The sequence below is a fragment of the Mesorhizobium sp. M0184 genome (genome assembly GCF_040322215.1).
In the GTDB taxonomy this organism is placed as follows: Bacteria; Pseudomonadota; Alphaproteobacteria; order Rhizobiales; family Rhizobiaceae; genus Mesorhizobium.
This window is the reverse complement of the sequence record NZ_JAMYSZ010000021.1, coordinates 21,224-47,381: the sequence shown is the minus strand read 5'-3', so window position 1 is coordinate 47,381 and position 26,158 is coordinate 21,224. Positions and strand designations below refer to the sequence as shown.

General features: G+C 62.8%; 24 protein-coding genes and 1 tRNA gene. 16 read left to right on the top strand and 9 right to left on the bottom strand.

From position 1 onward, the window contains the following. The first annotated feature begins 13 nt into the window (after positions 1-13). Positions 14-808, top strand: a complete 795-nt coding sequence (locus NKJ23_RS23045) for an SDR family oxidoreductase (protein WP_352682616.1) — start codon at positions 14-16, stop codon at positions 806-808. A 502-nt stretch (positions 809-1,310) separates the two neighbouring features. After that, positions 1,311-2,402 carry a 3-deoxy-7-phosphoheptulonate synthase gene (locus NKJ23_RS23040; RefSeq protein WP_352682614.1) on the top strand — a complete coding sequence of 364 codons (1,092 nt, stop codon included), beginning with the start codon at positions 1,311-1,313 and terminating at the stop codon, positions 2,400-2,402. Positions 2,403-2,616: 214 nt separating this feature from the next. Here the strand turns inward: NKJ23_RS23040 and NKJ23_RS23035 are convergent, their stop codons facing one another. Continuing rightward, complete coding sequence (locus NKJ23_RS23035) at positions 2,617-3,726, bottom strand: Gfo/Idh/MocA family protein (protein WP_352682612.1); 1,110 nt, start codon at positions 3,724-3,726, stop codon at positions 2,617-2,619. Between the two features lie 153 nt (positions 3,727-3,879). On the opposite strand from NKJ23_RS23035, the gene NKJ23_RS23030 reads away from it, so the two are divergent. Further along, positions 3,880-4,725, top strand: a complete 846-nt coding sequence (locus NKJ23_RS23030; RefSeq protein ID WP_352682682.1) for a MurR/RpiR family transcriptional regulator — start codon at positions 3,880-3,882, stop codon at positions 4,723-4,725. On the opposite strand, the gene NKJ23_RS23025 is transcribed toward NKJ23_RS23030, so the two are convergent. Next, positions 4,722-5,612, bottom strand: a complete 891-nt coding sequence (locus NKJ23_RS23025) for an AraC family transcriptional regulator (RefSeq protein ID WP_352682610.1) — start codon at positions 5,610-5,612, stop codon at positions 4,722-4,724. The genes NKJ23_RS23030 and NKJ23_RS23025 overlap by 4 nt on opposite strands. Positions 5,613-5,750: 138 nt before the next feature. On the opposite strand from NKJ23_RS23025, the gene NKJ23_RS23020 reads away from it, so the two are divergent. The 9 genes from NKJ23_RS23020 to phnN all read left to right on the top strand — a co-directional run bounded on the left by NKJ23_RS23020 (position 5,751) and on the right by phnN (position 15,217). Beyond that, the gene (locus tag NKJ23_RS23020; RefSeq protein ID WP_352682608.1) at positions 5,751-6,479 is read left to right on the top strand and encodes an SDR family oxidoreductase; all 729 of its coding nucleotides are present in this window, start codon (positions 5,751-5,753) and stop codon (positions 6,477-6,479) included. 200 nt (positions 6,480-6,679) lie between these two features. Beyond that, positions 6,680-8,614 carry a bifunctional 5-dehydro-2-deoxygluconokinase/5-dehydro-2-deoxyphosphogluconate aldolase gene (locus tag NKJ23_RS23015; RefSeq protein WP_352619344.1) on the top strand — a complete coding sequence of 645 codons (1,935 nt, stop codon included), beginning with the start codon at positions 6,680-6,682 and terminating at the stop codon, positions 8,612-8,614. Between the two features lie 34 nt (positions 8,615-8,648). Continuing rightward, positions 8,649-10,493, top strand: a complete 1,845-nt coding sequence (iolD, locus tag NKJ23_RS23010) for a 3D-(3,5/4)-trihydroxycyclohexane-1,2-dione acylhydrolase (decyclizing) (protein ID WP_352682606.1) — start codon at positions 8,649-8,651, stop codon at positions 10,491-10,493. Positions 10,494-10,537: 44 nt separating this feature from the next. Continuing rightward, entirely contained in the window at positions 10,538-11,455 is a 918-nt protein-coding gene (gene iolE / locus NKJ23_RS23005) for a myo-inosose-2 dehydratase (protein WP_352682604.1), read from the top strand. Between the two features lie 27 nt (positions 11,456-11,482). Continuing rightward, the gene (locus NKJ23_RS23000) at positions 11,483-11,701 is read left to right on the top strand and encodes a DUF3329 domain-containing protein (RefSeq protein WP_352682602.1); all 219 of its coding nucleotides are present in this window, start codon (positions 11,483-11,485) and stop codon (positions 11,699-11,701) included. 2 nt (positions 11,702-11,703) lie between these two features. Beyond that, on the top strand, positions 11,704-12,516 hold the full coding sequence (gene iolB / locus NKJ23_RS22995; RefSeq protein ID WP_352682600.1) for a 5-deoxy-glucuronate isomerase: 813 nt from the start codon (positions 11,704-11,706) through the stop codon (positions 12,514-12,516). Positions 12,517-12,664: 148 nt separating this feature from the next. Then, positions 12,665-13,372, top strand: a complete 708-nt coding sequence (locus NKJ23_RS22990) for a DUF1045 domain-containing protein (protein ID WP_352619339.1) — start codon at positions 12,665-12,667, stop codon at positions 13,370-13,372. Positions 13,373-13,451: 79 nt separating this feature from the next. Next, complete coding sequence (locus NKJ23_RS22985; RefSeq protein WP_352464729.1) at positions 13,452-14,591, top strand: alpha-D-ribose 1-methylphosphonate 5-triphosphate diphosphatase; 1,140 nt, start codon at positions 13,452-13,454, stop codon at positions 14,589-14,591. After that, on the top strand, positions 14,588-15,217 hold the full coding sequence (gene phnN, locus NKJ23_RS22980) for a phosphonate metabolism protein/1,5-bisphosphokinase (PRPP-forming) PhnN (RefSeq protein WP_352464731.1): 630 nt from the start codon (positions 14,588-14,590) through the stop codon (positions 15,215-15,217). The genes NKJ23_RS22985 and phnN overlap by 4 nt, the downstream gene beginning before the upstream one ends. Positions 15,218-15,308: 91 nt before the next feature. Here the strand turns inward: phnN and NKJ23_RS22975 are convergent, their stop codons facing one another. The 4 genes from NKJ23_RS22975 to NKJ23_RS22960 all read right to left on the bottom strand — a co-directional run bounded on the left by NKJ23_RS22975 (position 15,309) and on the right by NKJ23_RS22960 (position 19,631). After that, positions 15,309-15,839 carry a DUF2231 domain-containing protein gene (locus NKJ23_RS22975; protein WP_352682598.1) on the bottom strand — a complete coding sequence of 177 codons (531 nt, stop codon included), beginning with the start codon at positions 15,837-15,839 and terminating at the stop codon, positions 15,309-15,311. A 153-nt stretch (positions 15,840-15,992) separates the two neighbouring features. Continuing rightward, positions 15,993-16,988: an ABC transporter permease gene (locus NKJ23_RS22970; protein ID WP_023677502.1), complete on the bottom strand. Its 996-nt coding sequence runs from the start codon at positions 16,986-16,988 to the stop codon at positions 15,993-15,995. A gap of 23 nt (positions 16,989-17,011) precedes the next feature. After that, positions 17,012-18,556 carry a sugar ABC transporter ATP-binding protein gene (locus tag NKJ23_RS22965; protein ID WP_352682596.1) on the bottom strand — a complete coding sequence of 515 codons (1,545 nt, stop codon included), beginning with the start codon at positions 18,554-18,556 and terminating at the stop codon, positions 17,012-17,014. A 112-nt stretch (positions 18,557-18,668) separates the two neighbouring features. Then, positions 18,669-19,631 carry a sugar-binding protein gene (locus NKJ23_RS22960; RefSeq protein ID WP_352682594.1) on the bottom strand — a complete coding sequence of 321 codons (963 nt, stop codon included), beginning with the start codon at positions 19,629-19,631 and terminating at the stop codon, positions 18,669-18,671. 543 nt (positions 19,632-20,174) lie between these two features. Between NKJ23_RS22960 and NKJ23_RS22955 the strand changes: the two genes are divergently transcribed. Together NKJ23_RS22955 and NKJ23_RS22950 are read left to right on the top strand one after the other, a co-directional pair. Further along, the gene (locus tag NKJ23_RS22955) at positions 20,175-21,197 is read left to right on the top strand and encodes a LacI family DNA-binding transcriptional regulator (protein ID WP_502902563.1); all 1,023 of its coding nucleotides are present in this window, start codon (positions 20,175-20,177) and stop codon (positions 21,195-21,197) included. 69 nt (positions 21,198-21,266) lie between these two features. After that, on the top strand, positions 21,267-22,409 hold the full coding sequence (locus NKJ23_RS22950; protein ID WP_352682589.1) for an alpha-hydroxy acid oxidase: 1,143 nt from the start codon (positions 21,267-21,269) through the stop codon (positions 22,407-22,409). Positions 22,410-22,456: 47 nt separating this feature from the next. Here NKJ23_RS22950 and NKJ23_RS22945 read toward each other — a convergent pair whose 3' ends face one another. The 3 genes from NKJ23_RS22945 to NKJ23_RS22935 form a co-directional block, all read right to left on the bottom strand. After that, positions 22,457-22,771: an antibiotic biosynthesis monooxygenase family protein gene (locus NKJ23_RS22945; RefSeq protein WP_352455991.1), complete on the bottom strand. Its 315-nt coding sequence runs from the start codon at positions 22,769-22,771 to the stop codon at positions 22,457-22,459. Positions 22,772-23,409: 638 nt separating this feature from the next. Further along, positions 23,410-23,486, bottom strand: a tRNA-Arg gene (locus NKJ23_RS22940). 325 nt (positions 23,487-23,811) lie between these two features. Beyond that, complete coding sequence (locus tag NKJ23_RS22935; RefSeq protein ID WP_023677495.1) at positions 23,812-25,299, bottom strand: ATP-binding protein; 1,488 nt, start codon at positions 25,297-25,299, stop codon at positions 23,812-23,814. Between the two features lie 334 nt (positions 25,300-25,633). Here NKJ23_RS22935 and rpmH point away from each other — a divergent pair, with 334 nt between their 5' ends. Next, entirely contained in the window at positions 25,634-25,768 is a 135-nt protein-coding gene (gene rpmH / locus NKJ23_RS22930) for a 50S ribosomal protein L34 (RefSeq protein WP_008833937.1), read from the top strand. 23 nt (positions 25,769-25,791) lie between these two features. Then, a complete protein-coding gene (gene rnpA, locus NKJ23_RS22925; RefSeq protein WP_352517615.1) occupies positions 25,792-26,145 on the top strand; it encodes a ribonuclease P protein component in 354 nt (117 codons plus the stop codon). Positions 26,146-26,158: the final 13 nt, after the last annotated feature.

Sequence of the window (26,158 nt, the reverse complement as noted above, 5' to 3'; positions counted from 1 at the left end):
CAGGAGCAAGGCGATGAACGGTTCAGCCGGTCGCAATTCCGAAACACGCGCCATCGTCACCGGCGGCGCACAAGGCATCGGCTTTGCCGTCGCCAAAGCGCTGGCCGATGAGGGTTGCCGGGCGCTGGCGCTGATCGGCCGCTCGCAGGAGAAGGGCGACAAGGCTGTCGCCATCCTTAAGGGGGCAGGCGTCGATGCCATCTTCATCAGCGCCGACGTCTCAAAAGTGGCCGACTGCAAGCGTGCGGTCGAAACGGCGATTGGCCATTTTGGTACCGTCAACGCGCTGGTCAACGCCGCTGCCACCTCGGCTCGCGGCTCGCTGGTCGAGACCTCCGAGGATCTGTTCGACCAGATATTCCAGACCAATGTGCGCGGCCCGTTTTTCCTGATGCAGGGCGTGGTGGCGCATTTGCTGGCGCGCCAGGTACCGGGCTCGATCGTCAACGTGCTGTCGATGTCGGCGCATTGCGGCCAGTCGTTCCTGGCGCCCTATTCGTCGAGCAAGGGAGCGCTGGCGACACTCACCAAGAATGTCGCCAATGCCTATCGCGGCAATCGCATCCGCTGCAACGCGGTGCTGCCCGGCTGGATGGACACCGAGGGCGAGGCGATCGTGCAGAAGAAATGGCATGACGCGCCAGACGACTGGTTGGAAAAGGCCGAAGCCGCGCAGCCGATGGGCCAACTGGTGAAGCCGGCGCAGCTTGCCCGGCTGATCAGCTATATGATCAGCCCGCAGTCCGGCGTCATGACCGGGTCGCTGGTCGACTACGACCAGAGTATCGCAGGGTCGTCACCGGAGTAGCATCAGTTGAAAACGTCGGGGCCTCAGGTCCGGTGTGCATTGTGCAACCCCGCCAACTCGACCTGAACGTCGGCCAGCTCTTGCTTCCAGTAGGCAATATCCTCCGGCGTAGCTGGCGTCCCGAAGGCGTTGGCCTCGTAGGCGCTCAACATAGCTTTGGCTGATCTTAGGCGTGCGTCTGCCGCCGCTCGCAGCAGCGCATAAACATCGACGGGTTCTTCGGGATCTTGGTCCATATCGTTGAGCGTATAAGAGTTCGGGCTGGATCGCGACGGGCAGGGCCGTCAAAATTCAAACTGAGGGGAGCGTGACAAGCACCTCGGCTTCGGCTATAGGGCTGGCATGATCAACCCGACCGCCTCGTTTTGGTACTTTAGCTACTCGCTGGCGGCGGGAGGATTGCGCTCGATCTGAAGATTGCAGCATCAACATCCGAACAGCCGCCAGACCTGGCGGCTTTTTTGTTTCAGCCGGCAGGTCTCCCAATCAGGAGCAGAAAGCCGTGTTGACCACCACAGATGATCTTCGGGTCAAGGAACTCAAAGAACTGAGCACGCCGGAAGAGGTGATGCGCGAGATACCGCGCACGCTGACGGCGACGCGCACCGTTACCGCCTCACGCAACGCGATCCATTCCATCTTGACCGGCGCCGCCGACCGGCTGGTGGTCATCGTCGGCCCTTGTTCGATCCACGACCCGGTCGCCGCCGTGGACTATGCCAGCCGGCTAGCGGCGCTGCGCGAGACCCTGTCGGACCGGCTGGAGATCGTCATGCGCGTCTATTTCGAGAAGCCGCGCACTACGGTCGGCTGGAAGGGCCTGATCAACGATCCCGACCTCGACGGCAGCTTCAACATCGACAAAGGACTGAGGATGGCCCGCAACGTGCTCTCGGCGGTCAACAATCTCGGCCTTCCCTCAGCGACCGAGTTCCTCGACATGACAACTCCGCAATACATCGCCGACCTCGTCGCCTGGGGCGCGATCGGCGCGCGCACGACAGAGAGCCAGATCCATCGCGAGCTCGCATCGGGCCTCTCCTGCCCCGTCGGTTTCAAGAACGGCACCGACGGCAATCTGCGGATTGCCGCCGAGGCGGTGAAGTCCGCCGCCCAGCCGCATCATTTCATGGCGGTGACGAAGGGCGGGCGCAGCGCCATCGCGACGACCACCGGCAACGAGGACTGCCACGTCATCCTGCGCGGCGGCATTGTGTCCAACTATGACGCGGCAAGCATAGCTGCTGCCTCAGCTGAGCTCGGCCGGATCGGCGTGGCACCTCGGCTGATGATCGATGTCAGTCACGCCAACAGCAACAAGAAGCCGGAAAACCAGCCGCTGGTGGCGGCAGACGTGGCGGGCCAGATCGCGGCGGGCGACGAGCGCATCATCGGCATCATGATCGAGAGCAACCTCGTCGCCGGCCGGCAGGACGTCGTGCCCGGCAAGCCGCTCGTCTATGGCCAGAGCATCACCGACGGCTGTATCGACTGGGAAACCACCGAAACGGTGCTGCACGGCCTTGCCGACGCCGTCGAGCAGCGCCGGTCGGTGCGACGCGCCATGATCGCTGGCCGTCCGGGAGCCGCCTGAGGCAGCCAATGCCGGCCCTGTCCCTTCTCCCCTTGTGGGAGAAGGTGGATCGGCGCGCAGCGCCGAGCCGGATGAGGGGTGCCGGAAGGATCTCGGCGCAAAAATATTGAGGGATTTGAAGCGCTTATTTCTTTGCTGTAGCGATCCGTCCAACACCCCTCATCCGACCGAGCTTCGCTCGGCCACCTTCTCCCACAAGGGGAGAAGGGGCTTATTACCGCACCTCCACCCAGCGCTGTTCCGCGAACGAGCGCGCCATCGCGTGCACCGTGCGCTCGATCTCCAGGCCTTCGTCGAAATCGATGATCCGCGCCGGCTTGCCGGCAAGTCGCGTCAACAGTTCCCGGCATTCGATAATCTTGAGGTCATTAAAGCCAAGGCCGTGGCCGGGCGCCGGCAGGAAGGCGTCATAAGGCTTATGATGCGGCGCCACCAGGATGGTGCGGTAGCCTTGCTCGGTCGGCCGGTCGGCCGTCAGATAGAGTTGGAACTCATTCATCCGCTCCTGGTCGTACAGGATCGAGCCCTTCGAGCCAAAAATCTGGATGGCGATCCGGCCTTTGCGGCCCCAGGCCGAACGGTTGACCAGCAGCGTGCCGGCGATGCCGTTTTCGAGATGCATCAGGATGCTGGCGATGTCGTAGGTCTCGACCGCGCGGCGCCCGCCCGAGGCGACGCGGCGGTCGGCATAGGGTTTGGCCATGTCGCACATGACGCGGGCAACGCGGCCGAACAGTACGGCGATGAGCGACAGCGGATGCACGGCGAAATCGTCGAGCGCGCCGTAACCGGACGCCGCCTCGTGCTTCCAGAAGAACAGCGCCTCCGGATCGGCCATGAAGTCCTCGTCCATCTCGATACGGAGATGGTTAACCTCGCCGATGATCTTCTCGTCGAGCAGCGCGCCGATATGGCGGATCGCTGGGTTCTGAATATAGTTATAGCCAAGCGCGGCCACCTTGCCGGACTTTTGGGCCGCCGCAGCCATTGCTTGCGCCTCCGCAAAACTTGGCGCCATCGGTTTTTCACACCACAGATGCTTGCCGGCTTCGAGGATGGCGATGGCCATTTCCGGGTGGAACTGGTTCGGCGTGGTCAGCGAGATGACATCGACATCCGGGTCGTCGACGACGGCGCGCCAGTCACCGGACGCCTTGGCGAAGCCGAATTCGCTGGCACGGCGTTTGGCAAGATCCTCGTTGACCTCGCCCAGATGGACCAGCCTTGGCTTGGCCACATCGGGAAAGACGGTGCCGACCGCGTTCCAGGCAATGGCGTGGCACTTGCCCATGAAACCCGTGCCGATAAGACCTACCCCGACCATCCGCTTGCCTCCCTGTGTGCAAAATTTGTGTGGATGAATTAGTCCATTTTGTCTGCAGATGGAACGCTTGTCTCATTTTTTATGGTGTTCTTGCACAGGCCCGCTATGATGGGGCACAGAGGGAACCAGACGATGAGCCTGGGCGGAGCGACGATGGACGAACGGGTGCCGCGCGATTTCGAGACGCTGCGGGCGACGATCCTGGAGCGGCGCCACAGCCTGCCGAAACGTATCGCCCAGATCGCCGCCTATGCGCTCGACAACCCAGACGATATCGCCTTCGGCACCGCTGCCAGCATCGCCGCTTCCGCCGGTGTCCAGCCTTCGACCCTGATCCGCTTTGCCCAGCAGCTTGGTTTTGATGGTTTCACCAGCCTGCAGTTGGTGTTTCGCGAGCGCCTGCGCGAGCGCAACTCATCCTATGATGAAAGGCTGGCGGCATTGCGCGCCAAGGCCGAGGAAGGCGCCGGCCACCGCGCGATTTTCGACGGTTTTGTTGCCGCAGCCAGTACCTCGCTCAACGACATTTCGCGCACGCTGAATGAAGACCATTTCGAAGATGCAATCACCGTGTTGGCCAAGGCCGAAACCATTTACGTGCTGGCCAAGCGGCGCTCCTACCCGGTCGCCTCCTATATCGCCTATGCATTGGGCAAGCTCAAGATCCGCAACCAGCTGATCGAATCGGCCGCCAGCCTCAATGCAGAGATGATCGGCTTTGCCTCTCCAAGGGACGCAGTGATCGCCATCAGCTTTTCGCCCTATGCCCCGGCCACCATCGAGGAGGCGCGCGTCATTTCGGAGCAAGGCGTGCCGATCGTGGCGATTACCGACAGCTCCTTTTCGCCACTCGCCCAATTCGCCAGGGTCTGGTTCGAGGTCGCCGAGGCCGATTTCGCCGGCTTCCGCTCGCTGTCGGCGACGATGGCTTTGGCTATGGCGCTGACCGTCGCGGTCGGCGAGAAGCGGCGCGATACTGGCAAGAAGCGCAAGCCTTAGATCACCTCTATTGCCGTTTCGCCTTCTGCCGAAAGCCGCGCTGCGTCGCGGACAGGCGGCGACCCGAACTGGCGGGCATACTCCCGGCTGAACTGGGAAGCACTCTCATAGCCGACGGCGAAGGCGACACGTGCGACGTTGCCCGGCTGGGCAATCAGCAGATGGCGGGCTTCCAGCAAGCGGATTTGCTTTTGATACTGGATTGGGCTCATGGCCGTCGCCGCCTTGAAGTGACGATAAAACGCAGCACTGCTCATACGGGCAATCTCGGCCAGATCGCCGACCCGGACCGGCTGATGGGGATGCGAACGGATCCAGGCGATCGCCCGGCCAATCCGGGACAGATGGCCATCGGCGCGCGCAAGTTCACGAAGCTTTCCGCCTTGGGGGCCTTGCAGGAGCCGAAACAGCATCTCTCGCTCGATCATGGTCGCGAGCACGGGAATCTCCGCTGGCCGGTCAAGCAGCCGCATCATTCGACGCAACGCGTCGAGCAGATCGTCATCAGCGGGAGAGGTGGAGAAACTGTCGCCACTGAGGGCCGGCGCGTGCTCGACGAGGAGCGCGGCGACGGCCTGCAGGTCAAGGGTCAAGCCAATGGCCAGGTAAGGACGCGCCGCGCTCGCTTCGATTATCTGGCTGATGGTGGGCGTCTCGACAGTATAGATGAAATAGCTGGCCGGATTGTAACGAAGAGCCCGGTCGCCGATCAGAACCGTCTTCGCGCCCTGCAATACGAATAAGATCCCCGACCCCCACACCCCTGGCATTGGCGCCGTGGCGACTTCGCTGCGGCCTATCGAAACGCGGGGAACCGCCGTTCTTGTTCGTCGCCCGCGCGCATGGCGGCTGGCGATCTCGATCAACTCCTGCAGCGCTTCGCTCATTGCGCCAGCATCGCGCATTCGCACCGGCGGCGCAACAGCGTGAGAGGATTAGGCAAGAGCCGGAGAATTTCCGGCGCGCAACCCCCGCTGCCTCGCACCATTTGTGGGTCTTCCACAAGAAAAATGGAGACACCGATTATGAGAACATCGAAAAGCGCGCTGGTGACCGGCGCCAACAAGGGTATAGGCCGTGAAATCGCCCGGCGACTGGCGACCATGGGCTTCAAGGTCTGGCTCGGCGCCAGGAGCGCCGAACGCGGCATGGCGGCGGCGCAGGCATTGCGCGCCGAAGGCCTCGACCTGGAGTGGCTTGAGCTGGACGTCACGCGGGATGACAGTGTGAAGGCGGCAGCCGAGGCATTCAGGCAGGCCAGCCCCTGCCTCGACGTGCTGGTGAACAACGCCGGCGTCGCCATCAATTACGACCTGCCGCCGAGCCAGCAGCGGATCGCCGACATCCAGGCCACCTACGACGTCAATGTCTTCGGCCCGATCCGCGTGACCCAGGCATTCCTGCCGCTGCTGCTAGCAGCACCTGCTGCCCGGATCGTGATGGTGAGCAGCTCCACCGGGTCCATCGGCCGGGCGCTCGATCCCGCCAGCGCGAATCACGCCGTCAACATTATGGGCTACGGCAGCTCCAAGACGGCCTTGAACGCCATCACCGTGGCCTTCGCCAGGGAGCTCGCGCCGCAAGACATCAAGGTCAACGCCGCGGCGCCCGGCTATACCGCCACCGATCTCAACGGGTATAGAGGTCACCGCACGGTGCAGCAGGCGGCCGAGATCGTCATTCACCTGGCGACCCTGGACGCCGATGGCCCGACCGCCGGGTTCTTCAACGATGATGGCCCGCTTCCTTGGTAAATCAGCTGGTTTCAGTGGTAGACACTTGACGTTCGTCTGACTTCAAAGTTTCTGAACGCGCGAGCCTTGCACAGCACTTTTCAGCCTTGGGAATGCTCGTTCCATATTGACTATGGATTGGAATTATTATTTCATATTGCCGGCGCCACGCTGCCGCTCGCGCGTGTTACCCAAGACAACAAAGCCGATGGGAGGTTCGAATGGGCGAAGCCGTGGAAGCGAAATATTCGCCGCTCGACATCATCACCATCGGCCGCGCTTCCGTCGATCTCTATGGTCAGCAGATCGGCTCGCGCCTCGAGGACATTACTTCCTTTGCCAAGTCAGTCGGCGGCTGTCCGGCCAATATCGCGGTCGGTACTGCCAGGCTCGGCCTGCGCTCGGCGCTGCTCACCCGCGTCGGCAATGAGCAGATGGGCCGCTTCATCCGCGAGCAGCTGACCCGCGAGGGCGTTTCGGTCCAAGGCCTCAAGACCGATCCGGAGCGGCTGACCGCCCTGGTGCTGCTGTCGGTCGAGGATGAAGGCGTCTCGCCGATGATCTTCTATCGCAGCGATTGCGCCGACATGGCGCTTTCGAAAGACGATATCGATGAGGCGTTTATCGCTTCGGCACGCGCGGTCGTCGTCACCGGCACGCATTTTTCACGGCCCAACAGCGACGCCGCCCAGCGTAAGGCGATCCGTGTCATGAAAGCCAAGGGCGGCAAGGTGGTGTTCGACATCGACTACCGCCCCAACCTCTGGGGTCTCGCCGGCCACGCCGAAGGCTTCGAGCGCTATGTGAAATCCGACCGCGTCTCGGCGCAGTTGAAGACGGTGCTGCCCGATTGCGATCTCATCGTCGGCACCGAAGAGGAAATCATGATCGCCTCGGGTGCAGACGATTGCCTGAGCGCGCTGAAAACCATCCGCTCGCTGTCGGCGGCAACCATCGTGCTGAAACGCGGCGCCATGGGCTGCATCGTCTATGACGGGCCGATCAGCGACGACCTCGAGGACGGTATCGTCGGCAAGGGATTTCCAATCGAGGTCTACAATGTGCTCGGCGCCGGCGACGCCTTCATGTCGGGCTTCCTGCGCGGCTGGCTCGGCGAGGAAGGCCTGGCGACGGCGGCGACCTGGGCCAATGCCTGCGGCGCCTTTGCCGTGTCGCGGCTGCTCTGCGCACCGGAATACCCGACTTTCGAGGAATTGCAGTTCTTCCTGAAAAACGGCAGCAAGCATCTGGCGCTGCGCAAGGACGAGGCGATCAATCACATCCATTGGGCGACCACGCGCCGGCGCGACATCCCCTCGCTGATGGCGTTCGCCTGCGACCACCGCGTCCAGCTGGAGGATGTCGCGGCAAAAGCCGGCGCCGATCCGTCGCGAATCCCAGCTTTCAAGGTGCTGACGGTCAAGGCTGCGGCCAAGGTCGCGGCTGGCCGCGCCGGCTACGGCATGCTGCTCGACGAAAAATACGGACGCGAGGCGATGTTCGAATTCGCCCACCATTCCTTCGCCTGGCTCGGCCGGCCGGTCGAGTTGCCGGGTTCGCGGCCGCTTCGCTTCGAGTTCTCGCAAGACATAGGTTCGCAACTGACCGAATGGCCGGTCGACCACTGCATCAAGTGCCTGTGCTTCTATCATCCCGACGATCCCGCGGCGCTGAAGAGCGAACAGCAGCAGAAACTGCGCGCTTTGTTCGAGGCCGCGCGGAAAGTGGGCAGAGAACTTCTGGTCGAGATCATCGCCGGCAAGCACGGCAGGCTCGACGACATGACCATCCCGCGCGCGCTCGAGGAACTCTACGCACTCGGCATCAAGCCCGATTGGTGGAAGCTCGAACCGCAGGCATCGGCCGGCGCATGGGCAAAGATCGAGGCGGTGATCCTGAAGAACGATCCGTGGTGCCGCGGGATTGTGCTGCTTGGCCTCGAAGCGCCGCAGGACGAATTGGAAGCGGCCTTTGCTGCCACCGCCAAGGCGTCTATCGTCAAGGGCTTTGCCGTCGGCCGCACCATCTTCATCAACGCGGCCGAACAATGGCTTGCCGGCAAGATGTCAGACGATGAAGCGGTTGCCGACATGGCATCTCGCTTCGAGAGACTGACAGAGGCATGGCTTGCGGCGCGCGGCCGCAAAGCAGCATAAGAAGGCGCGGCATAAGGACTGCGGAGGAACCGACATGACCAAGACAATCCGCCTGACGATGGCGCAGGCGCTGACCCGCTTTCTTGCTCGACAGATGACCGAGATGGACGGGAAGAAAGTGCCGATCTTCGGCGGCGTCTGGGCGATCTTCGGCCACGGCAATGTCGCCGGCGTCGGCGAGGCGCTCTACCAGGTTCGCGACGAACTGCCGACCTTCCGTGCCCATAACGAGCAGGCAATGGCGCATGCGGCGATCGCCTACGCCAAGGCCAATTTCCGCCGTCGCTTCATGGCCGCAACCACTTCGATCGGCCCCGGCGCGCTCAACATGGTGACCGCTGCGGCACTTGCGCATGTAAACAGGTTGCCTGTCCTGTTTCTGCCCGGCGACGTCTTCGCCAATCGCATTCCCGATCCCGTCCTGCAGCAGGCCGAGGATTTTTCCGACGGCACGGCGACGGTCAATGACTGCCTCCGCCCGGTGTCGCGCTATTTCGACCGCATCACGCGGCCGGAGCAGATCATGCCGGCGCTCAACCGCGCCATGCAGGTGCTGACCGATCCCGCCGAATGCGGCCCGGTGACGCTGGCGCTGTGCCAGGACGTGCAGGCCGAGGCCTATGACTACCCCGAAAGTTTCTTTGCCGAGCGACTCTGGACGCCGCGACGGCAGCGCCCGGACCGCAACGAACTGGCGGCCGCAGTCGCGGTACTCAAAGCGGCGAAAAAGCCGCTGGTGATCGCGGGCGGCGGCGTACTCTATTCGCAGGCGTCCGAGGAGTTGGCAAAACTGGTGCAAGGCGCCGGCATTCCAGTTTGTGAGACGCAAGGCGGCAAATCCTCGCTCCCGGACGATCATCCGTTGAATATGGGCGCGGTCGGCGTTACCGGCACTTCGGCGGCCAACAGGCTGGCCGAAGAGGCCGACGTCGTGCTTGCCGTCGGCACCAGACTGCAGGATTTCACCACCGGCTCCTGGGCATTGTTCAAGCATGCCGGCAGGACCATCATCGGGCTCAACGTGCAGCCTTTTGACGCCGGAAAGCACCAGGCGCTGCCGCTGGTCGCCGATGCGGCGGAAGGGCTCGCCGAACTCGCTGCGGCGCTGAAAGGCTGGAAAGCCCCTTCAGGCTGGACCGACAATGCGATCACGGGCAAGAAGAACTGGCAAGCGGATGCCGACAAGGTGACGGCGTCGACCAATGCCGCCTATCCGTCCGACGCGCAAGTGATCGGCGCAGTACAGCGCGCCATGGGCTCCGGCGTGGTACTGCTTCATGCCGCCGGCGGCTTGCCCGGCGAATTGCACAAGCTATGGCAGGCGGGCGCGCCCGGCTCCTATCACGCAGAATACGGCTTCTCGACAATGGGCTACGAAATCGCCGGCGGGCTTGGCGTCAAGATGGCCAAGCCGGACGAAGAGGTCGTGGTGATGATCGGCGACGGATCTTACCTGATGCTCAATTCCGAGATCGCGACCTCGGTGATGCTCGGCCTCAAGCTGACCATCGTGCTGCTCGACAACCGCGGCTATGGCTGCATCAACCGGTTGCAGATGGCGACCGGCGGCGCCAACTTCAACAATCTGCTGAAGGACGCCCGTCACGAAACCTTGCCCGAGATCGACTTCGCCGCGCATGCTGCGAGCATGGGTGCGATTGCCGAAAAAGTGCCATCGATCGCCGGGCTGGAAACGGCGCTGGCGCAAGCGAAGAAGAACACGCGAACGACCGTGCTGGTCATCGACACCGACCCGCTGGTTTCGACCGAGGCCGGTGGAAGCTGGTGGGATGTCGCAGTGCCGGAAGTCTCGGCACGGCCGCAAGTGAATGCGGCGCGCAAGAAATATGAGGAAGCGCTGAGCGGGCGGGTTCTTTAGCCATCCGCGAACGCGCCTCGAATGTCTGAAACTGGAGTGACGACTTGAAAGCCAAACTGGGCATGTCCCCCATTGCATGGTGGAACGACGATCTTGCCGAACTCAGCGATGATGTGTCGCTGGAGGAGTGCCTGCGCCAGTCGCGCTCGGCTGGCTTTACCGGAATGGAAATGGGCCGCCGCTTTCCCAACGATCCGCAAATCATGCTGCCGATCCTGAAAGAGGCCGACGTGACGCTTTGCGGCGGCTGGTTCTCGGGGACGCTGGTCGACGAAGACATGGCGAAGAACAAGGATCGTATCCAGCCGATGATCGACCTGTTCAAGGCGGTGAACGCGCCATGCATCGTCTATGGTGAAGTCGGCCGCTCCATCCAGGGCGACCGCTCGAAGCCGCTCGCCAGCAAGCCCAGGCTTTCGGACGAGGAAATGAAAGCCTACGCCCGGCGGCTCACGCAGTTCGGCGAATGGTGTGCAGAGCAAGGCATGCCGCTCTCCTACCATCATCATATGGCGGCGGTGATCGAGACCGAGCCGGAGCTCGACGCTTTCATGCGCTATTCGGGCGAAGGCATTCCGCTGCTGCTCGACGCGGGTCACCTGGCCTTTGCCGGCGGCGATGTGCTGCGCGCTATTGATAACCACCACCCGCGCATCAACCATGTGCATGTGAAAGATGTGCGCATGGAGGTGATCGCGGGACTGGATCGCGAGAAGCAATCGTTCCTCGACGCGGTGGCACTTGGCGCCTTCACCGTGCCGGGAGATGGCTCGCTGGATTTTGGCGCCATCGTCCAGAGGCTCGCCGACCATGGCTATGAAGGCTGGTTCGTGGTCGAGGCCGAGCAGGATCCGAAGAAGAACCCGCCGCTCAAGATGGCGCAGGTCGGCTACAAGGAATTGATGCGGGCTATGACGGCGGCCGGCTATACGGTGGAGACACAGGGCTTTCCCAATGCTTGAGAGTTCGCGAGGAAAGGTGTTGATCCGATGAAAGACTCCGAGCACCCGTTTTTCCGGCCGCTGTGGCGGCGCGTCGCCGTTGTCGCGGTCTGCCTGGTCTGGTCGGTGATCGAATTCGCCACCGGCACGCCGTTCTGGGGCGTGATCGCGCTCGGCTTCGCCGGCTATGCCGTCTGGCAGTTTTTCTACCTCTACAAGCCGGCTGACGAGGACGAGCCATTGGCAGACGCCAAACCGAAGGAATGACCATGTCGAAACTGCTCGTCAAAGCCAATAAGGGCCACGGCCGCATCGCCCATGTGACGCCGCAAAGCGCCGGCTGGACCTATGTCGGCTTCGATCTGCATCGGCTCAGGCCCGGCGAGAGCGCTTCCGGGCAAACCGCGGATCGTGAGGTCTGCCTGGTGTTCGTCACCGGCAAGGGCAAGGCCAAGGCCGGCGGCAAAGATCTCGGCTTGCTCGGCGAACGCATGTCGCCGTTCGAGGGCAAGCCGTGGTCGGTCTATGTGCCGCCGGGGTCGGAGTGGTCGGTGAGCGCCGATACCGATCTCGAACTTGCCGTCTGCTCGGCGCCAGGACTGGGCGGCGGTCTGCCGGTCCGTGTCATCGGGCCCGACGATCTCGGGCAGGAGGTTCGCGGCAAAGGCACCAACACGCGCTATGTCACCAACATCCTGCCGGAGGGCAAGCCGGCCGATTCCTTGCTGGTGGTTGAGGTCATCACACCCGGCGGCCACACATCGAGCTATCCGCCGCACAAGCACGACCAGGACAATCTGCCGGCTGAATCCTATCTCGAGGAGACCTATTACCACCGTCTCAACCCGCCACAGGGCTTTGCTTTCCAGCGCGTCTACACCGATGCCGACGAGAACGGTGCTCGTTCGCTCGACGAGACGATGGCGATCGAGGACGGCGACGTCGTGCTGGTCCCCAAGGGTTATCACCCCTGCGCAGCCTGCCACGGCTATGATCTCTATTATCTCAACGTCATGGCCGGACCGAAGCGGACGTGGAAATTCCATAACGCGCCCGAGCACGAATGGCTGATGAAGGCCTAACCACTTCCCCTTCGCCCCAACCGCTGGTCCAAGCGAAAAATCGTCGGCTAACGACCCGGCTGTGTGGTTTTGTTACCGAAAACGCCGCAAAGCTTCGTCAATTCGTCATGGAAATCACCTATGGCAGCGGGGCTGACGAGGACTTTCGATGCGCTACGCGATCTATTTCACCCCCCGACAAGACGAACCGCTGGCACGTATCGCCGCCAACTGGCTCGGCCGCGACCCATTCGGTGCCGCCACAAAGCCGGTCGAGGCTGCGGGCGAGTTGTCGGCGGCAGAAGTTGCCTTCCATACCGCCTCGGCGCGCCGCTATGGCTTTCATGCGACACTGAAGGCGCCCTTCAGACTGGCCTCCAACGAGACGGAAACGTCGCTTCGTGCAGCACTCGACGATTTTGCCGAGGCGACGCCGGTGGTTACGATCCCGCGCCTCATCGTCAGCCAGATCGACGGCTTCTTCGCGCTGTTGCCGGAAGCACCGCTGCCGGCGCTCAACCGCTTCGCCGACGACGTGGTGCGCGACTTCGACCGCTTCCGCGCGCCGTTGACGGAAGCCGAGATCGAACGGCGCAGCCCCGATTCGCTGAAGCCCGACGAGTTCCGCAATCTCTGCCAGTGGGGCTATCCCTATGTCTTCGAGACGTTTCGCTTCCATATGACGCTGTCCGGCCGGGTGTCGTCACAGGAAAGCCCTCGTCTTCGCCTAGCAATCGACAGCCTGTTTGCGGACGTGCTGCAACGGCCGGTGGCGGTGGACGCGCTGACGCTGTTTGTGGAAACTGAACCGGGCGCACCGTTCATGGTGCTGTCCCATCACGCGCTCGGGCGCCGCCCGGCCAGAAGAACTGCCTAAATGACTATTTGCTTTAACCGCATGGTGCGACGCCAATTCATTTTCAATTGGCTGCAAAATGCTGCAAGGACTGCCTGAAATGACTGCCGAGACCGTTCTTGACAATGCCCGTATTGTGCTGGCCGACCAGATCGTCGAAGGGTCGATCGTGCTGCGCGATGGGGTGATCGCCGCCATCGATCCCGGCGCTGGCCGCAGCGGCGAGGACATGGGCGGCGACTTCATCATCCCTGGCCTGGTCGAGCTCCACACCGACCATCTCGAAGGCCATTACGCGCCGCGGCCGAAAGTGCGCTGGAACCCGATCGCAGCTGTGCTCGCGCACGACGCGCAGGTGGCGACCGCCGGCATCACCACCGTGCTCGACGCCTTGCGCGTCGGCATGGACGAGGATGCCGACCTGACGGCCGCCGACATACGCAAGCTGGCCGACGCGATCGAGGACAGCGTGCAGCAGGACCGGCTCAGGGCCGACCATTTCCTCCATCTGCGTTGCGAGGTTTCGGCGCCGGACTGCCTCACGGCCTTCGCCAATTTCGACGGCGACGAGCGGGTCAGGCTGGCGTCGCTGATGGACCATGCGCCCGGACAGCGCCAGTTCGTCAATTTGGAAACCTACGCCTATTACTACCAGCGCAAGCTGAAGCTGACCGATCACGATTTCCAGAAATTCTGCGAAAAGCGGATGGCGGAATCGGCGAGGAATTCGAGCCCGAACCGCAGCTTCATCGCCGCTGCCTGCCAAGAGCGCGGCATCGTGCTCGCCAGCCATGACGACGCAACCGTCGGCCATGTCGACGAAGCGATCGAGCAAGGTGTGCGCGTCGCCGAGTTCCCGACCACTGAGGAGGCGGCGCGGGCTTCAAAAGAGGCAGGGCTCGGCGTATTGATGGGCGCGCCGAACGTCATGCGCGGCGCGTCGCATTCGGGCAATGTCTCGGCCCGCACGCTGGCCGGCGATGGCCTGCTCGATATCCTGTCGTCGGACTACATTCCCTTCAGTCTGATCCAGTCAGCCTTCTTCCTCGGCGACGTGGTCGAGGGCATTTCCTTGCCACAGGCGGTGGCGATGGTCTCGAAGAACCCGGCCGAGGCGGTCGGCCTCAGCGATCGCGGTGTCATCGAGCCCGGCCGGCGCGCCGATCTGGTTCGCGTGCGCGTCGACGACCATGTCCCGGTCGTCCGCACGGTCTGGCGGCAGGGACGCCGAGTCGCATGATGGTATCGGCATCGGTCGAGCGTGAATTGTCCGCTACGGGATTTCCGATCCGCGACGGTGTCTTCGTCGCCGTCGTCGGGCCGAGCGGTGCCGGCAAGGACACGGTGATCGGCTATGCGCGCGCCGTGTTTGCCGACGAGAGCCGGCTGGAGTTCGTGCGCCGGGTGATCACCCGGCCGAGCGATGCGGCCACCGAGGATCACGACACGCTCGCCGACGTTGCCTTCGTCGAGGCCGAAGCGGATGGCGCCTTCGCGATTTCCTGGGAGGCGCATGGCCTGCGCTATGGCATCCCGGCCGAAGTCGATTGGTCGGTCTCAAACGGCCGTGTCGCGATCGCCAACGTCTCGCGCGCGATCATCCCGGCGCTGCGGGAGCGCTACGCCAATCTGGCTGTCGTCGAGATCACGGCTACACCGGATATCCTGGCCGAGCGGCTGGCATTGCGCGGTCGCGAATCGCGCGGCGAAGTGCTGGCACGGCTGGCGCGCAGTGCCAATGTGGCGCTGTCCGGACCGGGTGTCACCTCGATCGACAATAGCGGCCCTCGTGAAGCCGCCGGCGAGCGCTTCGCCGAGGTGCTGCGCAAGGCCATGGCCTTCTCCGACATGTCGGGCCTTATCTAAAGTAGCGCCCATCCGATGCATTCGGTATGGGCGCTACTTGTCTAACCGATATCTTTTTGGAAACCGGTATCCACTTTTCGGGATTATGGCCTCATGCGGCGTGCCGGCCCCGACCAGCGTGACGAGTATCCGTGGCAGTGGTTGTCGAAGGCTTCGCTGGCGCATCCGCTGGTGTGTCCAGAACTGCAACGTGGTGCCGATACACCATCTCCCAGCCCTTCCAGCCGGTGAACAGCAGTATGCAGACCACTATGAACGACAAGAGCGCACCCCATGGGCGGACCGCGGCTTCGGCGCCTTGCGCATAGCGAAGGTAGAAATTGATCAGTGCCACAACGACCGCGGTCAAGTTGCCCAGCATGTGGTACCAGGCGTCGGACAAGGCGCGAATGCGCGGCTCGTTGAGGAAGTCGATAAAACCGGCTGTCGCAGCGAGAAGGGCCATTACTATGGCTGCCCCGATCAGCCACATCGATGCCCGTGCCCAGAAGGCATCGGCAGTCCCCCAGAAAACCAGGTCGGTGACAAACGCACCGACAAGAAACGCGACGGGAAAAGGTATCAGCATCGGGTGGAGGGGGTGAGTTCCTACTTTGGCGGTACTAACTGGATTCGTGGGCATGAAACGCCTCCGCGTAGCAAAGCTTAAATAAACGCTCAGATACGGGTTTCGTTCCAAATAGAGACCGACCTGAACTGCTGTCGCGAAGCTCCGGCTGACTCTTTCACGCCACCTGCCATGGCAGTCGGCGTATTTCATCCAGCTATTTTTGCGTCACTCAGCGGCAGCACCCGCCACGCCCTTGCGTGTGGCTTCCAGCATCCGCCGTCGCGCCCTGAACACGCCCCATTGCTGGTCGACCAGCACGCCGATGAGGATCACCCCGCCCATGACGGCGAAGTTGAGCGAGGACGGGATGCCGAGCAGGTTGACGAGGTTCTGCAGCTCCTGCAGCAGCACCGTGCCGAGCAGGACGCCGATCAGCGAGCCTTCGCCGCCACGCAACGAGAAGCCGCCGAGCACCGCGGCCGCGATGGCATAGAGCTCGTAGAACTGGCCGTGGCTCGCCGGCGAGATCGAACGTGTGTACATGGCGAAATAGATAGCCGACAGCGCCGTCAGCACGCCGCAGATGACATAGGCGGCCATGACGATGCGGCCGGTGCGGATGCCGGAATATTTCGCCGCTTCCTCATTCTTGCCGATGGCGTAGAGATAGCGCCCGAACACCGACCGGTGCAACACCACCCACATGACGACGGCGATGACGATCAGCGCGATGAAACTGTTCGGCACGCCCCAGGACCGCCCGGCCGTCAGGAACTCGAGTTCCGGGAAGTTCTGCCCAAAGGCAAAGCCGGCGGTGCCGTCGGCGGTGTAGAAGCGCGCCACGCCGCGATAGATCAACAGGCCGCACAAGGTCACCACGAAAGGCTGCAATTTGAGCCGGGTGATCAGCCAGCCATGCGCCAGCCCGATGATGCCGCCGAGCACCAGGATCAGCGGCAGGGCGACCGGCCAGGCCATGCCGCGCGTGGCGATGAAGTCGATGAACAGCACGCCGAGCAGCGCAACCACCGAGCCGACCGACAATTCGATGCCACCGGTGATGATGACGAAAGCCTGGCCAATCGACAGGATGCCGAACAACCCGATCAGGTTCGAGGTGTTGGCGAGATTGATCGGCAGCAGGAAGCGTGGGTTGATGATAGCCACCACCGCGCCGACCACCAGGATCAGGATCAGCAGGCCGAGATCTTTCTTGCTCATCGTCTTCTCCCAATGCCTGCGAACTACTTCGGCTGCTTGCCGACCGCCAGCAGCAGCACGTTTTCCTGGCTGAACCGGTCCTTGTCGAGAATGCCGGAGATCTGGCCTTCATGCATGACGGCGATACGGTCGGAAACGCCGATCACCTCCTCCATGTCGCTGGAGATCATCAGCACGGCGACGCCGGCATCGGCCAACGCCCGCATCAGCCCGTAGATCTCGGCCTTGGCGCCGATGTCGATGCCGCGGGTCGGCTCGTCGAGGATCATCACCTTCGGCTTCATCGCCAGCCATTTGGCCAGCACGACCTTTTGCTGGTTGCCGCCCGACAGCGTGCCGGTGCGCGTCTGGACGGAGGGCGCCCTGATGCCGAGATTGGTCTTCTGCTTCTCGGCGGTGGCGGATTCCGCGCCGGCCGAGACCAGCGAGCGCCGCGAATGCGCCGGCAGATTGGGTAGCGAGATGTTCTGGGCAATCGACAGGTCGAGCAGGATGCCGGTCAGCTTGCGATCCTCGGGGACGAGGAAAATACCGTTGGCCACTGCGTCCGCGGCCGAACCAAGAACCAGATCTTTTCCGTCAAGCTGGAACGAGCCGCCAAAGCTCTTGTCGATGCCGAACAGGACGCGCGCCAGCTCCGTCCGGCCGGAGCCGACGAGACCGGCGAGGCCGAGGATCTCGCCATGCCTGACATCGAGGTCGACGGGCCGGTCGGGATAGGCAGCGGTGCGAATGGCCTTGACCGACAGCGCGACAGAGCCCGGCGGGCGCGCCGATTCCGCGGCCTTCTCGCGCTCCTTCAGCATGCGGCCGATCATCAGCTTGACCATCTGGTCGTGATTGATGGCGCTCTTCGGCAAGGTTCCGGCGAGCATGCCGTCCCTGAGCACGACGACGCGGTCGGCGACGCGCTCGACCTCGTGCAGGCGGTGCGAGATGAAAATGACGCTGATGCCGTCTGCCTTCAGCGCCTTGATGACGCCGAGCAGCTTGTCGGTTTCGGCGATCGGCAGGCTCGATGTCGGTTCGTCGAGGATAACCAGCCTTGCCTCGATCGACAGCGCCTTGGCGATCTCGACCATTTGCTGCTGCGCCAGCGACAGCGCCGACACCGGCGTATCGGCCGAGAAATTGGCGCCCACGCGTTTGAGCAGCGGCGCCGCCTGCGCTCGCAGCCTGGCGCGGTCGACGAGCTTGAGCGGCCCGGCGCGCAGCGGTTCGCGGCCAAAGAAGATATTGGCGGCCACGTCGAGGTTTTCGAACAGGTTGAGTTCCTGGTGGACGAAAGCGATGCCCGAGCCGATGCTCGCCTCGACAGTCAGCCCGTCATGGGCGACGCTATCGACGGTGATGGTGCCGGTGTCCGGCCTGGTCACGCCCCCGAGGATCTTCATCAGCGTCGATTTGCCGGCGCCGTTTTCGCCGACCAGGCCGATGACCTCGCCGGGCCTTACGTCCATCGAGAATCCGTCCAGCGCGACGACGCCGGGATAGGTCTTGCGCACACCGTCGAGGCTCAGGAACGGAGCGTCCGTGGATGCAACGATGGATGGGTCGGAATAATTCATCACGCCTGACAGCAGCCGGTGAGCCGTTTGGTCTCAGACTGACGGGCCTCGCGAAGCCCGTCAATAGAACGCCGGCTCAAGGCGAACCTTGAGCCGGCGCAACCTAATTCGCTCAGTTTCCAGACATCGCCTTGAGGCTGGCGGCGTAGGCGTCAACATCGTCCTTGCCGATGATCTTGGTCGGGATGATGATCAGTCCATCGGCGGGAATGCCCGACTTGTCGCCCTCGAGATAGGCAGCCATCAGCTTCATGCCCTGATAGGCCCATTCGAAGGGTTGCTGCACGACGGTGGCGGCGACGGTACCTTCCTTGACGCCGCCCAGCGTGATCGGATCGTCGTCGAAGCCGACGACGGTGATCTGGCCGAGCTTGCCAGCATCGCGCAGCGCCTCATAGATGCGCGGCGTGTTGTAGGAATAGAAGCCGACCATGCAGGTGACGTCGGGGCTGGCGACCAGCGCGTCCTCGACGTTCTTCTTGGCGCGAGCCTGATCGATGTCGTCGCCACGCACGTCGACCAATTCGATCTTGGTGCCCGCGAGGCCGTCCTTCATGCCCTGGATACGTTCCTTAGCATTGTCGGCGCCGAGCAGGCCGACGAAGCCGAGGCACTTGCCGCCGTCAGGCATTGCCTTCTTGGCGATCTCTGCCGCCTGCTTGCCGGCATCGACATTGGAAGAGCCGATATAGGCGACACGCTTGGTCTGCGGTGCGTCGCTGTCGGTGGTGAACAACGCCGTTTCCGAGGCGATCTTGTTCAGCCCGTCGGTCGACGTCTTGGGATCGACGGCCGAGACCATGATCGCCTTCACGCCGGCCGTCACCAGATCGTCCATCAGGCGCTGCTGGATGGCGACCGAGGACTGCTCCGGATATTTGAGTTCCAGATTGTAATTGGGCAGTTCGCCTTGAGCCTTCTTGACGCCGGCTTCGGCCGCCTTCCAGAAATCGGAAGCGCCGTTGACGACGAAGGCCAGAGTCGGCTTGTCGTCGGCCCGCGCAATTGCGCTGGCGGAAAGGCCGAGCAGCAGGGCCGCAGCGGCGACGGACGCATTTCGTATCACAGATTTCATATTCAACCTCCCATTTTGACTCAGTAATTTTCGCTGATGATGAACGTGCCGGCGCGGCTTGGACGCCCTCCTCCTCAAGGGTTTCCGGCAGCGAAGAACGACGCCATTCCAGCCGCTATCGTCGACTTTAGAGACTCATTGGCCGTTCGTAAATAGTCCGATTTGTCTGACATTTCCCGGAGCGGCAGGCAAGCTTCGACTGACGAGAACCGTCCGATACCAGGCTGACTTGCGTTCCGAACATGCGCGGTCTGACGTCGTCCGGGCATGATGGATTGACGTTATAGGGATGCCAGATATTAGTAAAGAGTATTAGTTTGGTCGGGATTCTCGCCACAAACGAGAGAGGCCTCCCCAGTCGCAACCGTTTTGGATCGGGGACTAAATCGCCTAAGAGGGTCGATTATATCTATTAGTATCGCTTCGCCCTATAAATGCGAGATTCGAGGGACCAATGATATGAACGAACCACTGCGTGATCCCGTCCTTGAGGGTACCAGGCGGCGCAAGCTGTCCGGGAAAAACCCCAAGGGCCGCGTTACCATGACCGACATCGCCAGGGCCGCAGGCTGTTCGCAGGCGACGGTTTCGTTCGTGCTCAACAACACGCCGGGCATCAGGCTGTCGCAGCAAACCCGAGAGCGGGTGATCGAGACGGCGCGAACGCTGGGCTATTCGCCGCCCGTGTTTTCTGCCTTGCGAGCCCCGGTTGCCGCATTCGACGGGCTGGATGGCGTGATCGGCTTCGCCGTCGACCAGTTGGCGACCAGCCCGGAGGCGGTCGTCGCCATTGAAGGGGCGCGGCAAGCCTCATGGAACGCCGGCAATGTAGTGTTGGTGGCGCAGACCATGGGCGACGAGGTGATGGAGCCCCGGGCCATCGCGGCACTGACCAAGCGGGGCATTTCGGCGCTGATCTACATGACCATTTTCACCCGCGAGATCGTCGCGCCGGACTATCTCTACGGCCTCGACATTCCGGTCATCCTGCTCAACTGCTACACCGCCGACTATGCCTTCCCCGCCGTGGTGCCGAGCGAGATCGCCGGCGGCCAGAGCTCCACCCGCCACCTGATCAGCCATGGCCACAGACGTATCGCCACCATTACCGGCGAGCCCTGGATGCAGGCGGCGCAGGACCGCCTGAAGGGTTACCGCCGGGCGCTGGCGACAGCCGACATCCCGTTCGACCCGGCGCTGGTCGTCGAAGGCGATTGGTCGGCGAGCGCCGGCTATGCCGCGACCGTCAAGCTCTTGGCGCTGAAGGACCGGCCGACCGCCATCTTCTGCCAGAACGACCGCACCGCGATCGGCTGCTACGAGGCGCTAAAGGAGGCCGGCCTGCACATCCCCCGGGATATTTCGGTGATCGGTTATGACGACGAGGAGATCGCGCGGCATCTGTTCCCGCCGCTGACGACGTCGATCCTGCCGCATATGGCGATGGGACAATGGGCGATCGAGCAGCTCGAAGTCCCCGCTGCTCCCGGTCGTGGCCGCTATCCCATCACCAAGCTCGAATGCCCGCTGGTGGAGCGGGAGTCGGTTGGCGCTCTGGCGGGCTGAGGCGAGAGCGCCGGCGATCGACCATGGCACAGGCTTGACATCGGGCCCGGCATATACCCGATTGATTTCATGAGATTGCAAAGCTGCTACAATTTTCAGGACTTCCGCCGGCTGGCAAAACAGCGCCTGCCAGGTCCGATCTTCAATTATATCGATGGCGGCGCGGACGACGAGACGACGCTGCGGCGCAACACGGCGGCGTTCGAGGACTGCGATCTCGTCCCCAACGTCCTTGCCGGCGTCGGACAGGTCGACATGTCGGTCACCGTCATGGGCCAGAAGCTGGCGATGCCGGTCTATTGTTCGCCGACGGCTCTCCAGCGACTGTTTCACCATAGCGGCGAGCGCGCCGTCGCCGCGGCGGCGGCGAAGTTCGGCACGATGTTCGGCGTCTCGTCGCTCGGCACGGTCAGCCTGGAGGAAGTCCGCAAGCACAGGACGCCGCAGGTCTATCAGTTCTATTTCCACAGGGATCGCGGCCTGAACCGCGCCATGATGGAGCGCGCCAAGGCGTCCGGCGTCGAGGTGATGATGCTGACGGTTGACAGCGTCACCGGTGGAAACCGCGAGCGTGACCTGCGGACCGGCTTTTCAATCCCCTTTCGGCTTACGCTCGGCGGCATGATGCAGTTTGCGATCAAGCCGAGATGGGCTATCGACTATTTGACGCACGAAAAGTTCAGCCTGCCGCAGTTGGACGGCCATATCGATCTCGGCGGCGGAGCGCTTTCCATCAGCCGCTATTTCACCGAGATTCTCGAGCCGTCGCTGGATTGGAAGGACGTCGAAGACATGGTCCGTTTCTGGAACGGCCAGTTTTGCCTGAAGGGGATCATGAGCGTCGCCGATGCCAGAAAGGCGGTCGACATCGGCTGTACCGGCATCGTTCTTTCAAACCACGGCGGCAGGCAGTTGGACGGCTCGCGCAGCCCCTTCGACCAGTTGGCGGAGATCGTCGACGCGGTGGGCGACAAGATCGACGTGATCATCGACAGCGGCGTCCAGCGCGGCACGCATGTCCTGAAAGCCCTGTCACTGGGCGCCAAGGCCGTCGGCGTCGGGCGCTACTATCTCTTCCCGCTGGCCGCCGCCGGACAGGCCGGCGTCGAACGGGCGCTCGGCCTGATGCGAACCGAGATCGAACGCGACATGCGGCTGATGGGATGCAGGTCGGTGGCAGAGCTTTCGAGAGCGAATGTGCGGTTTAGGTGATAGAGCCGGGAAGTGGCGCACGGCATAAGCTTTTTCGAAGTGCGATACTATACCGACCTGCCGCCGCTCCTGCCGTCCGTTTCGAAGACAGTCTCGCCGGAAACAGCATCCGTATATCCGCCCTCAAGCTGCTGCAACGTATGGCGGAACCGATCAAGATTGCCCAGCATTTTGGGCCTGGCATCGACCATGTGCTGAAAAGTGTCCCACTCTCCAATCGAGAAGAAGGCGCCATCTCCCGATTTGATGAGAGCCATTTTTCGCAATCCCTCGAAATTGCGCGGAGCGCTGCTGAACAGGTCGATGAATTCATCTTCACTACCCGGCTTGACCCGGAAGCGGACGCTGTTGAATGCCGTCATGTACGTTCCCCCGTGAAAGAACTCGAATATGCGAGGCCCTAACGCACCTCGAACCCTTCGAACAGGTGTACAGGAAAATCGGAAGGTTGGCTTCAGTCACCTCTGGCCGAAAGCCCCGTTTCTGGCGCTATTTTGTCAGGAAGAGGACGACGCTCGATCTCAATCGGTACGCCTTTCCGACCGGCAATGAAACGCGCTGTTAACGCCGTTCGCGGGTGACAGGATGTTGGCCGCAGTTCGAAGGTATAATCTGCGTCTCGCTGTCAGTTGCGGAGGCGAAAATGAATTTGGTTCGGATTGCGCTCTTGTGCACGGCCATGATCGACCTTGGAATGCCGGCCGTTCGCGCTGAGGATCGGCCTGTGCCGCAGAACAATAAAGCCGCAACAACGCAGCCGCCCGTTCATTGTGAAGGCCAAAATTGTCTCCCGCCGGCGAAAGATCCCGTGCAGGAATGCACTGGCCAGGATTGCACGCCAGGCCCGCCGACTGAACCGGGCCCGGAGATTAAGCAGGCCGACTGAGCAGCATTAGCTGACGATCCCCTTTTTGGCATGGATGGCGCTCAGCCCTCGCGACTTTCCGGCCACCGGTGGTAGATTCTGCTACCTATGTTCCCGGGGTAGGCATGAGTTTAATGGCGCGCCCGAAGAGATTCGAACTCCTGACCCCCAGATTCGTAGTCTGGTGCTCTATCCAGCTGAGCTACGGGCGCGCAACAGGCCATGCTTTGCATAGCCCCGCGATCCGATCCTGGCGACCGGCCGCGAATGTGAGCTGTTCCCTAGCGACTGAATTTGCGAAAAGCAAGCCGATCCTGGCCAAAAGTTTTGCCGTCATGTTTTGCCCTCATGCGCCGGCCGGCGAAGGCAAGATCGCGTCACGCGGCGGCCGAGCCGATAGGTCGTCGTCTTGGATCAGTCATTTGCCAATCGGAACGGCCCGTAACGAAACACGCCGTTGCACAGCGGCCGAGCCGATGGCTCGTAGTCTCGGACCAACCATTTGCGAATTGAAACGGTCCGTAACGAAACGGTTCGTTACGCCGGGCGGCGCAGACCGTTGCGGGCTTGGTCGAGCCGGACCGGCTGGTCGGGAATGGTGACCGCGAATGTGGTGCGGCCGCCGATGCTTTCGACCAGCTCCACCGTGCCGCCATGGGCGCGGATCAATTCATGGGCGATCGCCAGGCCAAGGCCGGTGCCGCCGCTGCGGGCCGAGCCGCGAAATGCCGCGAACAGGTTTTCTCGCGCCTTTGGCGGCAGGCCGGGGCCGGTGTCGGTGACGACGATGCGGCTGACGCTGCCGATGCGCTCGGCCGATATGGTCAAGCGGCGCACCACGGCGCTCTCGGTATCGGCCGCCATCGCCTGCACGGCGTTGCGGCTGAGATTGGTGAGCACGCGGAACAGCTGGTCGGAATCGGCGTCGACCTCGAGCACCGGATCGACGGCGTTGACGAATTCGATGCCGCATTCGATGTCGAGCAGGCCCTGGACGTCCTCGACCAGCTGGCGCAGCCGCAGCCTGCGGCGCGACGGCGGCGGCTCCTGGGTGCGGCCATAGGCCAGCACGCCCTCCGAGTAGGACACCGCACGGTCGAGCGCGCGCAGCAGTTTTGGCGCGAAGGCCTGCACGGTCGGGTCCTTGACCTGGCGCAGGCGGTCCGACATCAGCTGCGCCGAGGCGAGGATGTTGCGCATGTCGTGGTTGATCTTCGACACGGCCAGGCCGAGATCGGCCAGGTGCTTCTGCTCGGTCAGCATCTTCTGCAGCCGCTCCTGCATCTGCGACAGCTCGCGTTCGGCGACGCCGATCTCGTCGGCCCGGGCGGCGGGGTGAATGATGCGGCCGGGATCGTCGGGCGCCTCCGAAAAGGACAGCATCGAGCGTGTCATCGTCCTGATCGGGCCGATCATGATCAGGTCTATCGCGGCATAGACCAGCATGGCGGTGAACAGCGAGATCAGCAGCGAGACGAAGGCGACGTTGCGCGAATAGATCAGCATGGCATTGCGCAGGCGGTGGTCGGGCATGATCAGCTCGAATTCTTTGTCGCTGTCGCCGACCGGCCCGAAAACGCGCAGCATCCGCTTGCCGCCGAAAAACAGCGTGTCCAGCGCGCCGGTCATGCCCTTGATCATGCCGACATTGGCGATATCGATATGCTCGTCGACCTGCGGCGGCATTTCGGCCACGACCAGAAGCCGCGAGACGCCGCCGTCGCGCACGGCGATCGCCTTGGCGCCGATCGCCATCAGTACGTCGTTCTGGGCGGCACGCGACAGCGAGGCAGGTTCGCCCTGCACCAGGACGATGGAAACCGCGGCGGCGGTGCTCAGCCTCTCCTTCAGCCAACTCAGCCTGTAGCTAGCGATCCAGGGCACGAAGATGAGGATTTCGGCCAAGAGCACGAAGACGATGGTGAGCAGCAGCAACTTGGTCGACAGGCCGCGCGCCAGCGGCACCCTGCGGGTGGCCGCCTTCGCCTGGGCGATGCTTTCGTCGGTTGCTGGGACTTCACTCATGCTCGTCGTCACGGCTGCCTGTCATCACGGCTGCTTGTCTTAGGGACTGCTCGTCTTCACGATCGCTTGATCGGGTGAGATTAGGCGATTGCGGCTTTTTTGCCAAATTCATCCTTGGCCGAAGCCGGACAAAGGGCCGCAAGACTCCGATGCCGGTCCGACAATGCCGGCCCGACACGCTGGATTGACTTCCAAAACCCTTCTTTCTATAAGCCCGCTCACGCTCGGGCCATTCGTCCCGGCGCGGTTTCGATCGCGCCAAAACCGGCCCGGCAAAGCTCCTGTTACAAAGTGACAGAATCAAGAAGGGCCGCACCCCGCGGTATTTAAACAAATGAAGCGTACTTACCAGCCGTCCAAACTCGTCCGCAAACGCAGGCACGGTTTCCGCGCCCGCATGGCCACCAAAGGTGGCCGCGGCGTCGTCGCAGCCCGCCGCAACCGCGGCCGCAAGCGTCTCAGCGCCTGAGCACCAAGCGAGAGACAAGATCGTTGCCCGCAACCGGCAAGCCAACGGGTGCCCATCCCAAGCGGCTTCTGAAGCGCGCGGAATTCCTGGCTGTCCGCCGCGGCGAAAAGCGCCGCGGGCGGCTTTTCCTCGTCGAGGTCGTGGGCCGCGGCGACAGCGAGGCGCCGCGCGTCGGCTACACCGTCACTAGGAAGGTCGGCAACGCCGTCGTTCGCAACCGCATCCGGCGGCGGCTCAGAGAGGCCGTGCGCACGCATGCCGCGGATGACATGGCGCCGGGCAATGATTATGTCATCGTCGGGCGCGAAGACGTGCTTACCACTCCGTTCGGCCAGTTGAAGGCCGAACTCTCCCGCAGATTGCGTGGAACACGATAGGCCAAGGGCTTCG